The 13,239-nt window shown below is 71.8% G+C and carries 15 protein-coding genes; 6 read left to right on the forward strand and 9 right to left on the reverse strand.

The window, feature by feature from the left end; translation table 11 throughout:
* Positions 1–56: 56 nt before the first annotated feature.
* Both BUB75_RS03735 and BUB75_RS03740 read left to right on the forward strand, forming a co-directional pair.
* Complete coding sequence (locus BUB75_RS03735; protein ID WP_218617270.1) at positions 57–491, forward strand: NfeD family protein; 435 nt, start codon at positions 57–59, stop codon at positions 489–491.
* The gene (locus tag BUB75_RS03740) at positions 491–1,549 is read left to right on the forward strand and encodes an SPFH domain-containing protein (protein WP_073251374.1); all 1,059 of its coding nucleotides are present in this window, start codon (positions 491–493) and stop codon (positions 1,547–1,549) included. The genes BUB75_RS03735 and BUB75_RS03740 overlap by 1 nt, the downstream gene beginning before the upstream one ends.
* 81 nt (positions 1,550–1,630) lie before the next feature.
* Here the strand turns inward: BUB75_RS03740 and BUB75_RS03745 are convergent, their stop codons facing one another.
* The 6 genes from BUB75_RS03745 to BUB75_RS03770 all read right to left on the reverse strand — a co-directional run bounded on the left by BUB75_RS03745 (position 1,631) and on the right by BUB75_RS03770 (position 7,217).
* Positions 1,631–2,866 (reverse strand): MFS transporter, encoded by a 1,236-nt coding sequence (locus BUB75_RS03745; protein WP_073251376.1) that lies wholly within the window; start codon positions 2,864–2,866, stop codon positions 1,631–1,633.
* Positions 2,863–3,393 carry an ArsR/SmtB family transcription factor gene (locus tag BUB75_RS03750; RefSeq protein WP_073251378.1) on the reverse strand — a complete coding sequence of 177 codons (531 nt, stop codon included), beginning with the start codon at positions 3,391–3,393 and terminating at the stop codon, positions 2,863–2,865. The genes BUB75_RS03745 and BUB75_RS03750 overlap by 4 nt, the downstream gene beginning before the upstream one ends.
* Positions 3,394–3,434: 41 nt before the next feature.
* Positions 3,435–4,277 carry a CPBP family intramembrane glutamic endopeptidase gene (locus BUB75_RS03755; RefSeq protein WP_073251380.1) on the reverse strand — a complete coding sequence of 281 codons (843 nt, stop codon included), beginning with the start codon at positions 4,275–4,277 and terminating at the stop codon, positions 3,435–3,437.
* Between the two features lie 117 nt (positions 4,278–4,394).
* Entirely contained in the window at positions 4,395–5,042 is a 648-nt protein-coding gene (locus BUB75_RS03760) for a response regulator (protein ID WP_084740320.1), read from the reverse strand.
* 5 nt (positions 5,043–5,047) lie between these two features.
* The gene (locus BUB75_RS03765) at positions 5,048–6,250 is read right to left on the reverse strand and encodes a sensor histidine kinase (RefSeq protein WP_084740185.1); all 1,203 of its coding nucleotides are present in this window, start codon (positions 6,248–6,250) and stop codon (positions 5,048–5,050) included.
* 16 nt (positions 6,251–6,266) lie between these two features.
* Complete coding sequence (locus BUB75_RS03770) at positions 6,267–7,217, reverse strand: oxidoreductase (RefSeq protein WP_073251384.1); 951 nt, start codon at positions 7,215–7,217, stop codon at positions 6,267–6,269.
* A 100-nt stretch (positions 7,218–7,317) separates the two neighbouring features.
* Between BUB75_RS03770 and BUB75_RS03775 the strand changes: the two genes are divergently transcribed.
* Both BUB75_RS03775 and BUB75_RS03780 read left to right on the forward strand, forming a co-directional pair.
* Complete coding sequence (locus BUB75_RS03775; protein ID WP_218617271.1) at positions 7,318–7,896, forward strand: TetR/AcrR family transcriptional regulator; 579 nt, start codon at positions 7,318–7,320, stop codon at positions 7,894–7,896.
* Between the two features lies 1 nt (position 7,897).
* Positions 7,898–8,695: a TrmH family RNA methyltransferase gene (locus tag BUB75_RS03780; protein WP_073251386.1), complete on the forward strand. Its 798-nt coding sequence runs from the start codon at positions 7,898–7,900 to the stop codon at positions 8,693–8,695.
* Here the strand turns inward: BUB75_RS03780 and BUB75_RS03785 are convergent.
* From BUB75_RS03785 to BUB75_RS03795, 3 genes are all read right to left on the reverse strand, one after another.
* Complete coding sequence (locus BUB75_RS03785) at positions 8,692–10,665, reverse strand: acyl-CoA dehydrogenase family protein (protein ID WP_073251388.1); 1,974 nt, start codon at positions 10,663–10,665, stop codon at positions 8,692–8,694. The two genes, BUB75_RS03780 and BUB75_RS03785, sit on opposite strands and share 4 nt — an antisense overlap.
* Positions 10,666–10,795: 130 nt before the next feature.
* Positions 10,796–11,704: an RNA polymerase sigma factor SigF gene (locus BUB75_RS03790; RefSeq protein WP_073251390.1), complete on the reverse strand. Its 909-nt coding sequence runs from the start codon at positions 11,702–11,704 to the stop codon at positions 10,796–10,798.
* 43 nt (positions 11,705–11,747) lie between these two features.
* Positions 11,748–12,212 carry an ATP-binding protein gene (locus tag BUB75_RS03795; protein WP_143175007.1) on the reverse strand — a complete coding sequence of 155 codons (465 nt, stop codon included), beginning with the start codon at positions 12,210–12,212 and terminating at the stop codon, positions 11,748–11,750.
* Between the two features lie 284 nt (positions 12,213–12,496).
* Here BUB75_RS03795 and BUB75_RS03800 point away from each other — a divergent pair, with 284 nt between their 5' ends.
* Together BUB75_RS03800 and BUB75_RS03805 are read left to right on the forward strand one after the other, a co-directional pair.
* Positions 12,497–12,949, forward strand: a complete 453-nt coding sequence (locus BUB75_RS03800) for a phage holin family protein (RefSeq protein ID WP_073251393.1) — start codon at positions 12,497–12,499, stop codon at positions 12,947–12,949.
* Complete coding sequence (locus tag BUB75_RS03805) at positions 12,925–13,221, forward strand: DUF3618 domain-containing protein (RefSeq protein WP_073251395.1); 297 nt, start codon at positions 12,925–12,927, stop codon at positions 13,219–13,221. The genes BUB75_RS03800 and BUB75_RS03805 overlap by 25 nt, the downstream gene beginning before the upstream one ends.
* Positions 13,222–13,239 lie beyond the last annotated feature (18 nt).

The following is a 13,239-nucleotide window of genomic DNA, read 5'->3' on the forward strand; positions in this document are numbered from 1 at the left end:
GACGCGGGGCCGCCTGAGCTGTATCCGCACGTGCGTAAGCGTGGGATATTCGAACTGTGAGCGCCTGGCTGATCTGGCTGATCGTTGCTGTGGGCCTGCTCGTCGCCGAGATTTTCTCTCTCGACCTCGTGCTGGTCATGTTCGCCAGCGGTGCGCTGGCCGCTGCCGTCGCCGCCGGTGTCGGTAGCCCGCTGCTCGTCCAGGCGCTGGTGTTCGCGCTGGTGTCGGTCGCCTCGTTGGTCGTGGCCCGGCCGCTGGCCAAACGTCGGCTCGAGGTCGCCCAGGATCCGGTGAAGCACGGCATCGACGCGATTCGCGGCGCCGATGCGCTCGTTCTGGAGCAGGTCGACGAGCACCACGGCCTGGTGAAGATCGGCGGCGAGCAGTGGACCGCGCGGGCCTTCGACGGCACGCAGGTGATCGAACCTGGCCAGAAGGTTCAGGTAGTGGAAGTGAAGGGCGCGACCGCGCTCGTCTGGAGGCAGCCCTGATGGAGGACTCAGTCGTCCTCATTGTCGTCGCGATCATCGTTGTGGTCGTGCTGTTCGTGCTGGGCCGCGCCGTGCGGATCATTCCGCAGGCCCGCGCGGCCGTCGTGGAGCGTCTGGGCCGCTACAGCCGGACGCTCACGCCCGGGCTGACCGTCGTGGTGCCGATCATCGACAAGGTACGGCCGCTGATCGACCTCCGTGAGCAGGTCGTCTCGTTCCCGCCGCAGCCGGTGATCACCGAGGACAACCTCGTGGTGAGCATCGACACGGTGATCTACTTCCAGGTGACCGACCCCCGGGCGGCCACCTACGAGATCGCCAACTACATCCAGGCGATCGAGCAGCTGACGGTCACCACGCTGCGGAACGTCATCGGTGGCCTGAACCTCGAGGAGACGCTCACCAGCCGGGACCAGATCAACGGCCAGCTGCGCGGCGTGCTCGACGAGGCCACCGGCAAGTGGGGGATCCGGGTCAACCGGGTCGAGTTGAAGGCGATCGACCCGCCGCACTCGATCCAGGACTCGATGGAGAAGCAGATGCGTGCCGAGCGTGACCGGCGGGCCGCGATCCTCACCGCGGAGGGCACCAAGCAGTCGCAGATCCTCACCGCCGAGGGTGAGAAGCAGTCCGCGATCCTCCGCGCGCAGGGTGACCGGGAGGCGCGGGTGCTACAGGCCGAGGGCCAGGCACGCGCGATCGAGACGGTGTTCGCCGCGATCCACGCCGGCAACCCGGACGAGCGTCTGCTCTCGTACCAGTACCTGCAGATGCTGCCGCAGATCGCGCAGGGCAGCGCGAACAAGGTCTGGATCGTCCCGGCCGAGCTCGGCAAGGCCCTCGAAGGCTTCGGCAAGGCGTTCACCGGCACTGCCGCGCCGTCGAACAACGGTCAGGCGGTCACGCCGGCTGCGCCGCCGGCGTCCCCTCTGCCTACGCCGGTCAGCCCGGAGCAGTCGGCCGAGGCCGAGGCCGAGGCGGAGGCCGCTGCCCGCGCGGCCGAACAAGCGGTTGCGGACGCCACGAGCAGCACCCCCGGCGTGCATCGGCCGCTCTGAAGGGCGCCGTGGATGGAGGATTCCTCCGCTGAGTGAATGAACCGTGCTCCCTGCCATAGCGGGGAGCACGGTTCATTCAGGTCACAGGGGCAACGGTTCAGCGACCGCGGGAGAGGGATCCTGGCGGCGGAGGCGGCGGACGCTCGGGGTGGCCGCCGCGGCCAGTGCGGCGGTGAGTGAGAGGGCGGCGGCGCCGAGCAGCGTCGCGGTCATTCCCACCGAGCCCGCGACCGGACCGGCCACCACCTCACCGATCGGGATCGCCAGGTACGACCCGAGCATGTCGTACGAGTAGACCCTGGCCAGCCGCTCCGGTGGGATGTGCTGCTGCATCGTCGTCTCCCACGCGACGCTGAACTGTTCGACGCCGATGCCCACCAGGACTCCGAGCGGGATCAGCACGAGCAGGTTCGGCGCGACGCCGAGCCCTACCAGGAAGAGCGGTTCCAGCGCCATCCAGAGCATCGCGGCCAGCAGCGGCCGCCGGTAGCGCGTGCGGAGCGCGATCAGACCGCCGAGCACGAACCCGGCCGTCTCCGCGGCGAGCACGAGCCCCCAGCCGCTGCGGCCGATCGTCTTGTCGGCGACCGCGGGGCCGAGGACCTGCATCGCCCCGATCGTCGCGTTGATCACCGTGAACGCGACCACGACCACCCAGACCCAGGTGCGGGCGGTGAACTCGCCCCAGCCCTCGCGCAGATCGGTGACGATGCCGTTGCCGGTCTCGTTCGCCACCCGCGGCACGCGGAGCCCCACGAACACCGCACCGGCCAGCAGGAACGTGGCGGCGTCGATCGCGAGACCCCAGCCGGGTCCGACGACGGCCACCAACGCACCTCCGGCCGCCGCGCCGAGGATCAGCGCGGTGTTGGAGCCGATTCGCATCACCGCGTTGGCCTGCTGGAGGATCTCGCTCGGCACGGTCTGCGGGGTCAGCGCCGCGGTGGCGGGCAGGCTGAGCGCGGACAGCGCGCCGTTGAGCGCCGAGAGGACGATCAGCGTCGGGACGTGCGCGGCGTGGGTCAACACCAGCACCGCGACCACGGCCTGGGTGAGGCCGCTGAGCACGTTCGACCCGACCAGCACCACGGGCCGCGGGAGCCGGTCGGCGAGCACACCGCCGAGCAGCAGGAACGCGACGTTGGCGAGCGACCGGGCGCCGACGATCAGGCCCAGCATCGACACCGAGCCGGTGAGGTCGAGCACCGCGAACGCGAGCGCGATGGGCGCGACCGCGTTGCCCAGCGTGGTGATCGTGCGGCCGGTCAGGAGCCGCCGGTACGCGGCGTGGCGCAGCGGCGCGAGCGCGGCGTTCACTGGTTCATCCGGAACAGCGCCACGGTCGCGTTCACCCGGATCGTGTCGGGGGAGCGGGGCGGTCGCGCGGCCCGGTGCAGGTCGAGCGTCGCCTCCCGGATCGCGGCGACCACCCGGTCCCAATCGGTCGGCGTCACCCACAGCTCGGCGTCGGTCTGGTTGCCGGGGCCCTCGGCGGCGAGCAGGCCGGCGCGGCGGCTCAGCTCCTCGGCGAGCACCAGGCAGGCGCCCCGCTGCGCGTCCACCTCGTCCGCGGTGCGGTCGGGCGCGGGGTCGCGCTCGCGGTCGACGTCGTAGCGGTAGCGCTTGCTGCCGCCACGGCCGGGGCCGCCCTCGTGTTCGACGACGACGGCCGGGAGGACCAGGAGCTTGCGCAGGTGGTAGCTGGCGTTGGCGTGGGTGATGCCGAGCTCCTGAGCCACCTCGGTCGCGGTCATCGGCGCGCCGGTGAGCAGCGAGAGGATCTGCAGCCGCAGCGGATGCGCGACGGCCCGCAGCTCGGTGACCCGGGCGCTTTCCAAAGACATGTTGGAAATCATGGCACCGGGCTGCGGACCGAGTCAAACAGTTATTGGAAACTTTCTCCGCTGCTGGCCACAGCGACGGCCGCCCGCCGCCGCATCCGGCCGGTGCGGACCGCGTGGCGGAGCAGCAGCGCGGTCGGGACCGCGGCGACCAGCACCGTCACGACGCTGGCCTCCGGGCCGAACTCGCCGCCGGTGAGCGCGACCGATCCCGACAGCGTCGTGTGCAACAGGCTGTCCGACTGCTCGGTGCCGGACGTCGCGACGCCGAACACGCCCGCCTGGGTGACGTTCCAGCCGAAGTGGACGCCGATCGGCAGCCAGAGCGAGCCGCTCGCCAGGTACGCGGCGCCGAGCAGCAGACCGCCGGTGAGCGCGATCGCCAGCGCGCCCCAGAGCGTCGCGTCCTCGTTCAGCAGGTGCATCGCGCCGAACACCAGCGACGAGACGGCCAGCGCGACCCAGCCGCCGAACCGCTCGGACATGATCCGGACGACGACGCCGCGGATCAGCAACTCCTCGTTGACCGCGATGCACGCCATCACGCCGAACGTGACGGCGAACCCGCCGATCGAGCCGCCCTCCGCCCCGTCCCACCCGCCGAACAGCGCGATCAGCGCCATCACGAGCGTGAACAGCCCGACGCCGAGCAGGACGCCGCTACCGACCCGGCGGGCAGCACCCGGGCGGGCCAGTTCCGGCACGTCCGGACGCTGTTCGATCCGCTTGCTCAGCCAGGAGTACGCGAACAGGGCGATCGCCGCCGTCACCAGCCCGACCGGCAGCGCGAGCAGCGGGACGTCGTGCACCGGCAGGTTGAGCGCTTCGGTCACCAGCAGGACCACCAGCACGCCGGCGAACAACAAGGGGAAACGGAAGCGGGTCATGGTTGCGGAAGCCTCTCGACGGTGCCCAGGGGAACACCGGTAACGCTAGAAATTTCGGGCGTCCGCGACGTCCCCCGGCGACGGACACTTCCGTGTAGCTCGCACGGGGGACAACGGTCAGGCGCTGACCAACCCGTTCCGGTACGCGTACACCACGGCATGGACGCGATCCCGCAGGTCGAGCTTGGTGAGGATCCGCGAGACGTAGGTCTTCACGGTCTCCGGGCTGAGCACCAGCTCCGTGGCGATCTCGGCGTTGGACATGCCCTGGGCGATCAGCGTCAGCACCTGGGTCTCGCGCGGCGCGAGCACGTCCGGACCCACCGGACCGGCGTCGGCCGGCCGCAGCCGGGTTCCGAAGTGACCGATCAGCTTCCGGGTGACGGCGGGGGACACCAGCGCCTCACCGGCGGCGATCGTGCGTACTCCGGCGATCAGATCGCCCGGCAGCGCGTCCTTGAGCAGGAATCCGGCGGCGCCCGCCCGCAGCGCGTCGTACACGTACTGATCCAGGTTGAACGTGGTGACGACCAGGACCTTCAGCGGGTCGGCCACGCCCGGACCGGCGAGCTGCCGGGTCGCCTCGATCCCGTCCAGCATCGGCATCCGGATGTCCATCACGACGACGTCCGGCCGCAGCGCGCGGGCGAGACGGACGGCCTCCGCGCCGTCCGCCGCCTCGCCGACGACGTCCAGGTCGGGCTGGGCGTCGAAGATCGTGACGTATCCGGTGCGGATCAGCGCCTGGTCGTCGCAGACCAGCACCCGGGTCACGGGGCCGCCACCGCAACCGGGATCTCCGCATGCACGCGGAAACCGCCACCGGGCGTCGGATCGGCCGCGAACTCGCCGCCGAAGACGCTCACCCGCTCGCGCAGGCCGGTCAGCCCGCGCCCACCGGAGGCCGCGCCGCCTCCGACCGGCGCGCTGCCGTCCGTGGTCACGCTGCCGTCGGTGACCACCTCGACCGCGATCCGGCCGTCGGTGTGATCCAGCCGGACCCGGGTGGGGCGGCCGTGGGCATGCTTCACGGCGTTGGTCAGCGCCTCCTGCACCACCCGGTACACGGCCAGGTCGACGCCTCCTCCGGTCGGCCGCCGCTCGCCGTGTTCGGTCCACGCGACCGGCTGTCCCAGCGCGCGGATGCGCTCCACCAGATCCTCCAGCTTCCCGACGGCAGGCTGCCGGTCCGCGTCGTCGGCGGGGTCCAGCACCTGTAACAGGTGACGGAGTTCGGTCAGCGCCTGCCGGCCGGTGCCGCTGACGGTCGCCAGCGCGTCCGCGGCCCGCTCCGGGTTCGTCCCGACCAGATATCCGGCAGCGTCGGACTGCACCACCATCGCGGTGACGTGATGCGTGACGACGTCGTGCAGCTCGCGGGCGATCACCGCGCGCTCGGTCGCCAGCGCGGCCGTCACGCTGGCCGCGCGGACGGCCTCGGCGGTGGCCCGCTGCCGCCGCATCCAGTCACCGGCACCCCACACCGCCACCAGGACGCCGTAGAACGTGACGTACTCGAACGAGCGCTCCGGTGACCCGAGGCTATGCAGCACGAGCGCGAGCACCACGTATCCGGCCGTCCCGGCGGCGGCCACCAGGCGGAGCCCGCGCCGCTGATAGGCGCCCACGCTGTAGAGCGCGATGATCAACGTCAGCGACGCGGCGGTCAACGGGTAGGCCAGGCTCTGGTGCAGGGCGAACCCGATCCCGGCCAGTGCGAGGCAGGCGGCAGGCCACCGCCGCCGGAGCACCAGCGGGACGCAGAGCGCCACGACCAGGGCGGCACCGAGCGGATCCAGTTGCTTCTTCGGCAGCTCCGCGAGGTCCACGCCGATGCCTGCGACCCCCGGAATGACCGACAGCAGCAGGAGCACCGCGGCGAACACCGTGTCCTGGGCGAGGGTGCCGAGCCGGTGCCACCGGGCGCGCAGCGGCGGCGGGAGCAACGTTCGTCGCCGACCCGGCTCCTCCATGGGCGCGAGCCTACTGTCAGCCCGGAAGCGGGAGCCGATGGGCGTCGAACTCGTACCGCACCCCGGTCAACTCCGTCGAGACGTCCCACAGGCGCTGCTGGTCGGCGGTGTCGTGCGACCGCGCGGACGAGGCGACGACCTCCGGATACCCGGTGAACCCGAGCCGTCCCGGCGGGCCGACGTACTCGCCACCGCGCAGGGCGGGGTCGACCGCGGCCCGCACAGCCGCCAGCGCGCCGATCTCCGCGGACTGCAGCAACCAGCCGTTGAGCAGGTGCAGCCGAGGGCTCGCGATCGCCCGCTGCCACGGGCGCAGGTGGCGCGTGAACGCGGTGTGCGCGTTGCCGGGATGGGCGGCGACCGCGATCGGGCCGGAGTTCGCCAGCCGTCGCTGCAGCTCGTACGTGAACAGCAGGTTGGCGAGCTTCGACTGGAAGTAGGCGGTCGGCAGCGAGTGGGGCGCGCTCAGCTGCAGATCGTCCCAATGCATCCGGCCTCGTTTGTGGCCGAGGCTGCTCACGGTCACGACCCGGGAGCCCGGGGTCGCGAGCAGCCGGTCGAGCAGCAACCCCGTCAGCGCGAAGTGCCCCAGGTGGTTGGTGCCGAGGTGGATCTCGAAGCCGTCGGCCGTGCCGCGCTCCGGTGACATGCCGACGCCGGCGTTGTTGATCAGCAGGTCGAGGCGGGGGTGCTGGGTCCGGATCCGCTCGGCCGCCGTCCGGACCGAGGCGAGCGAGGCCAGGTCGAGTTCGATCGTCGAGACCGGTGCGGTGCTCGTCGCGCGGATGCGCTCGGCCGCGGCGTCGGCCGTGGTCACCGTGCGGCAGGCGAGGACCGTGGTGGCGCCGTGCGCGGCGAGCAGCCGCGCGGTCTCGAATCCCAGGCCGATGTTGGCGCCGGTGACGACGGCGGTCCGCCCGGTGAGATCGGGGATGTCGGTGGCGGTCCAGCGGGATGCAGAGGGCATGAGAATCCTCCAGGAAGGGGTCCGATAGAATCGGGATGGCCATCCCGTTTCGACGATACGGGACGGCCATCCCGGTTGTCTACGGAGAGGGAAAGCACGCGTGCCGGACGGATTGCGGGCGGACGCCCGGCGGAACCGGGCCAGGGTCCTCGAGGTCGCGATCGAGGCGTTCGCGACCGAAGGGCTCGCGGTGCCGATCCACGAGATCGCCCGCCGCGCGGGGGTGGGCACCGGCACCGTCAGCAGGCACTTCCCGACCAAGGAGAGCCTGTTCCAGGCCATCGTCTCCACCCGGGTGGAGCACCTCGTGACGCAGGCGCGCGCGATCGAAGCCGAGCACGCGCCGGGCGACGCGTTCTTCGTGTTCTTCGGCGTGATGGCCGCCGAGGGCGCGCTGGACCGCGGCCTGGCCGACGCGCTGATCGGTGCGGGCTTCGACATCGACGCCGCCGCGGACTCCACCGGATACGACCTGAACGGCCACCTCGAGCGGCTGCTGGCCGCCGCCCAGGAAGCCGGCACCGTCCGGGGCGACGTCGACTTCGCCGACGTCAAAGCGCTGCTGGCCGGTTGCCTGGCCCGGGAGCGCGGCACCGCAGACGCCGCCGCCAGGGACCGGATGATCACGATCGTCCGGGCCGGTCTGCGGCCCGAGCCCGGGACGGCCGAGAATCGCTGACGTGCCGGCCATCCAGATCACCGACCCCGACGACCCCCGGATCGCGGACTACCGCGCGCTCACCGACGTCGCCCTGCGGACCGCGTTCGAACCACCGCACGGGCTGTTCATCGCCGAGGGCGAGCTGGTCCTGCGCCGCGCGGTGCGCGCCGGCTTCGCGCTGCGGTCGATCCTGGTGGACGCGAAGCGGATCGACCAGGTGGACACGATCGCGCCGGACGTGCCGCTCTACGCCGCGACGCCGCCGGTGCTGGAGGCGATCACCGGCTTCCACGTCCACCGGGGCGTCCTGGGATCCGTGCACCGCCCGGCGCCCGCCGACCCGGCCGCGCTGCTCGCGGCGGCGCAACGCGTCCTGATCCTGGAGGACGTCAACACGCACACGAACGTCGGCGCGATCTTCCGTGCCGCCGCCGGGATGGGCATGGACGCGATCCTGCTCAGCCCGTCGTGCGCCGACCCGCTATACCGGCGGAGCGTCCGGGTGAGCATGGGCGAGGTCTTCGCGGTGCCCTACGGCAGGCTCGACCCGTGGCCGGCCGCCCTCGACCAGGTGCGGGCCGCGGGCTTCACACTGCTCGCGCTGACCCCGGACCCGGACGCGATCAGCCTGCGCGCGCTCAGCCCCGCGCAGCGGGAACGGCCCGCGCTCCTGCTCGGCGCCGAGGGTCCCGGCCTGTCGGGCGAGGTCCTCACGGCGGCCGACGCCCGGGTGCGGATCCCGATGCACCGGGGCGTCGACAGCCTCAACGTCGCGGCGGCCGCAGCCGTCGCCTGCTACGCGCTGGCGCCGGACTAGATCTTGCGGCGGACGTTCTCCTTCTCGGACGGGCCCGGCGCAGCGGACATGATCCACGGGCCGTCGTCGGACGGATCGAGGATGCCCTCCTCCAGCCACTTGTAGCGCCCGTCCAGGACCCGATCGGCGAGCCGCCGGTCGGTGTCGTCGCTGTTCGTCCAGAGCGCCTCGAACAGCGCGTCGGCCCGTACCGTGGCCTGGCGGCAGAACGCGTCCGCGAGTTCCAGCGCGGTCGCGCCCCGGTGCGGCCCGCCGGTCGTCTTGAGCGACGCCGCCCGCACGCACGCCGCGCTCATCGCGAACAGCTCGGCTCCGATGTCGACGATCCGGGCCAGGAACCGCTGGCGGTGCTCCAGCCGTCCCTGCCACCGCGACATGCCGTAGAACGTCTGGCGCGCGAGCTTGCGGCTGGACCGTTCGACGTACCGCAGGTGCCTGGCGAGCGGCCCGAACTCCGCGAACGAGTTCGGGAGCTGGCCCGCGCCGACCGCCAGCGTGGGTAGCCAGCCCGCGTAGAACTTGCCGGCCTGTGCCGCCGCCTTGCGCTTGGCGCTCAGCGTCGCGTCCGGATCGATGATGTCACCGGCCACCGACAGGTGGGCGTCGACCGCCTCGCGCGCGATCAGCAGGTGCATGATCTCGGTCGAACCCTCGAAGATGCGGTTGATCCGCTGGTCGCGCAGCGACTGCTCGACCGGGACCGCGCGCTCGCCGCGCGCGGCGAGCGACTCCGCCGTCTCGTAGGCGCGCCCACCGCGGATCTGGACGAGTTCGTCCGCGACCAGCCACCCCATTTCGGACGCGTAGAGCTTGGCCAGAGCGGCCTCGATCCGGATGTCGTTGCGCTTCTCGTCCGCCAGTTGGCTGGTCAGGTCGAGTACGGCTTCCAGCGCGAACGCGGTCGCGGCGATGAACGCGATCTTCCCGGCGACCGCGTCGTGCTTGCCGACCGGGCGCCCCCACTGCTCGCGGGCGGCGCTCCACTCGCGGGCGATCTTCAGCGACCACTTGGCGGTGCCCGCGCAGATCGCCGGAAGCGAGAGCCGGCCGGTGTTCAGCGTGGTCAGCGCGACCTTCAGACCCTCGCCCTCACGTCCGATCCGGTTGGCGGCCGGCACCCGGACCTGGTGGAACCGGGTGACGCCGTTCTCCAGCCCACGCAGCCCCAGGAACGCATTGCGGTTCTCCACGGTGATGCCGGGGGAGTCGGCCTCGACGACGAACGCGGTGATGCCACCGCGTCCGCCGGTGTACTTGGGAACGCGGGCCATCACGACGAGCAGGTCGGCGACGACACCGTTGGTCGTCCAGAGCTTGACGCCGTCGAGGACGTAGTCCTCGCCGTCGCGGACCGCGCTGCAGGCGAGCCGGGCAGGGTCGCTGCCGACGTCGGGCTCGGTGAGCAGGAACGCGCTGATGTCGGTCCGGGCGCAGCGGGGGAGGAACTGCTGTTTCTGCTCCTCGTTGCCGAACAACACGACCGGCTGCGGGACGCCGATCGACTGGTGCGCCGAGAGCATCGCGCCCAGCGCCGGGTTGACGGAGCCGGCCAGCATCAGCGCTTTGTTGTAATAGACCTGGGTGAGCCCGAGACCGCCGTACGTGGTCGGGATCTTCATTCCGAACGCGCCGAGTTCCTTCAGCGCGTTGATGACGTCGTCCGGGATCCGGGCGTCGCGCTCGATCTTGGCCGCATCGACACCGGCCAGGAACGTGCCGAGTTTCGCGAGGAAGTTCTCGCCGACCTCGCGGGCCTCGTCGGTGGGGTGGGGCTCGGGGTGGATGAGCTCGAGCGGGAAGCGTCCGAGGAACAGCTCTTTGGCGAAGCTGGGTTTTGTCCAATCGGTCTGGCGGGCGGCCTCGGCGACCTGACGCGACTCGCGTTCGGACGGGGCGGGCCCGGAGCCGGGTGGGGCGGTGGTCGGCGCGTCGCTAGTAGGGCCAGGGTGCACGCGGTCGTCAGTCGTCATGGACGTCTCCTCGCCGACTCTGTGTTACCTGCCGGTAACCACTCTGCACCCCCGGGTGTGATCACCGCCACACATTCCGCCGGAAAGACGAAAGCCCCCTCCGCGGGGAGGGGGCTTCCGGTGGGTCGGTCTACTCGTCGACGAGCAGGCGTTCGCGCAGCTTGGCGAGCGTCTGTGAGAGCAGCCGCGACACGTGCATCTGGGAGATCCCCATCCGCTCGGCGATCTGCGACTGCGTCATGTTCCCGAAGAACCGCAGGATCAGGATCTTCCGCTCCCGCGGCGGCACCTGGGCGAGCAGCGGCTGCAGCGACTCGCGGAACTCGACGTGCTCCAGCGCCGCGTCCTCGTCGCCGAGCGTCTCGGCCAGCGTCGGCATCTCGCCGTCGCCGCGCACCGGGTCGTCGAGCGACGAGCTGCGGTAGGCGTTGGCCGCCTCCAGACCCTCCAGGACCTCCTCGCGGGAGAGCTTCAGGTGCTCGGCCAGCTCGGTCGCGTTCGGCGCGCGTCCGTTGCGCTGGGAGAGTTCCGCGGTGGCCGCGGTCAGCGACAGGTGCAGCTCCTTGAGCCGCCGCGGCACCCGCACCGCCCATCCGTGGTCGCGGAAGTGCCGCTTGATCTCCCCGACGACGGTCGGCACCGCGTACGAGAGGAAGTCCGCGCCGCGCTCGGCGTCGAACCGGTCGACGGAGTTGATCAGGCCGACGGTGGCGACCTGCACCAGGTCCTCCAGCGGCTCACCGCGGTTGTTGAACCGCCGCGCGAGGTGCCGGACCAGCGGCAGGTGCATCGTCACGAGCTCGTCCCGGATCGCCTGCCGCCGCGGCGAATCCTCCGGCAGAGCGGCCATCTGCGCGAACAGGGCCGCCGCCTCGCGGCGCGACTCCGACCGGGCGTCCGCCACCGTGGTGTCGTCGACCTTCTCGACCGTGCTCTCGGTGCTCTCGGTGCTCTCGGGGGCCTCGGGGGCCTCGGTTGCTTCCTCCCGCGCCGGGTCGTCGATCGCGGCCGTCGGCTGCTCACTCCGTGGCGCGGTCATACCGCGGCTCCCCGTTCCGGGCGCCGCGCGGTAGCGCGGTCGTTCACGCGAGCGCCTCGAGTCGGCGCTTGACCAGCTTGATGTGGACGATGTTGTCCTCGCTCGCCCACGCCGTCACCTCGTCGACCAGCGCGGTCAGCACGCGCCAGCCGAACGTGTTCTGGCCGGGCGTCGCTCCGTCCTTCGTGGCGGCCGACACGGTCACCCGCAGCGCGTCGTCGTCGACCCGGAAGACGCACCGCAGCCGGCCGGGACCGGAGGCCTTCGCCACCAGCTCGGCACACGCCTCGTCGACCGCCATCCGCAGGTCGGAGACCTCGTCCAGGTCGTAGTCGAGGCGGACCGCGAGGTCAGCCGCGAGCGCCCGGGCGACCGGCACGTGGACCGGGTCGGCAGGCAGGGTCAGCTCGATGTCGCTGCCCGCTGCGTCGGGGGCCAGCGAGTCGCTTCCCGCCGGGGCAGGTGGGGCCGCAGCCGGCTCCGAGCTGGTCCGTTCGGGCACCGCCATCTAGCTCGCTCCTCATCACACCGTCGTCGAACCCGGTGGGGAACCGGGTAGTGGCCGGGGCGCGAGTGGGGTCGGCGCCTCCGGCACACGCGGGCTTACCCCGCCGATGCTCGCCCGAACCTACCGCTCGGAAGCCACCGATGTGTGGTCGGCCCTGACCTCGACTCCACGCCCACGATCCGTGGCAAGGTTGACGGGGCTGGCCAGGGGGTACAGCGTCCGCGCGCCGCACGGGCGGGTACCTCCCGCGGGCCGGGCGGGTGCTGTGGTGGGGAGGAGCGGTGGTGGCGTCGGAAACCGGTGCGAAGACGGTCGACAGTGGTAACGGTGCGAAGCCCCGGCCTGCGGTCGAGCGGGCGCGGGAACCCTCGATCGGACAGTTGGTCAGCGACGTCGCGGCCGGGCTCTCGAGCCTGGTGCAGCACGAGATCGCGCTGGCCAAGGCGGAGCTGCGCCTGGAGGCCCAGAAGGCGGTGGCCGGGATCGCCGGACTGGCGGTCGCCGCAGCTGCCGGGCTGATGATCGTCCCGCTGCTCTCGCTGGCCGCGGTGTACGCGCTGTCCGAGGTGATGGCAGGCTATTGGGCTGCACTGATCGTGGCAGGCGTCTGGGCGTTGATCGCCGGGATCGCCGGGCTGCTCGGTGCGTTGCGCCTGCGTCGGGTCAACCCCGTCCCGACGCAGGCGATCGAAGCGGTGAAGGAGGATGTGCGGTGGGTCCGCGACCGGAAGAGTTAGAACGCGAGATCGCGTTCGCCCGCGATCAGCTACGGCGGGACGTGGACGAGCTGGTGGCGAGGGTCAGCCCGCGCGCGGTGGCCCAGCGCCAGGCCGACCGGGTCGCGAGCGAGGCACAGCGGATCTCGGCGCAGGCGGTCGCGACCGTCGTGCCGCTTCTGCGCAACGGGCGTGACCAAGTGCTCAGCCGTCCCGCGCTGCTCGGGATCGGTGCCGGACTGACCGTGTTGTCGCTCGCTACCGTGCTCTGGCGCGTTCGCGCGCGGCACTGAGCCGTCGCACGGCCGCGG

The sequence above is a fragment of the Cryptosporangium aurantiacum genome, from assembly GCF_900143005.1.
Taxonomy (GTDB): Bacteria; Actinomycetota; Actinomycetes; order Mycobacteriales; family Cryptosporangiaceae; genus Cryptosporangium; species Cryptosporangium aurantiacum.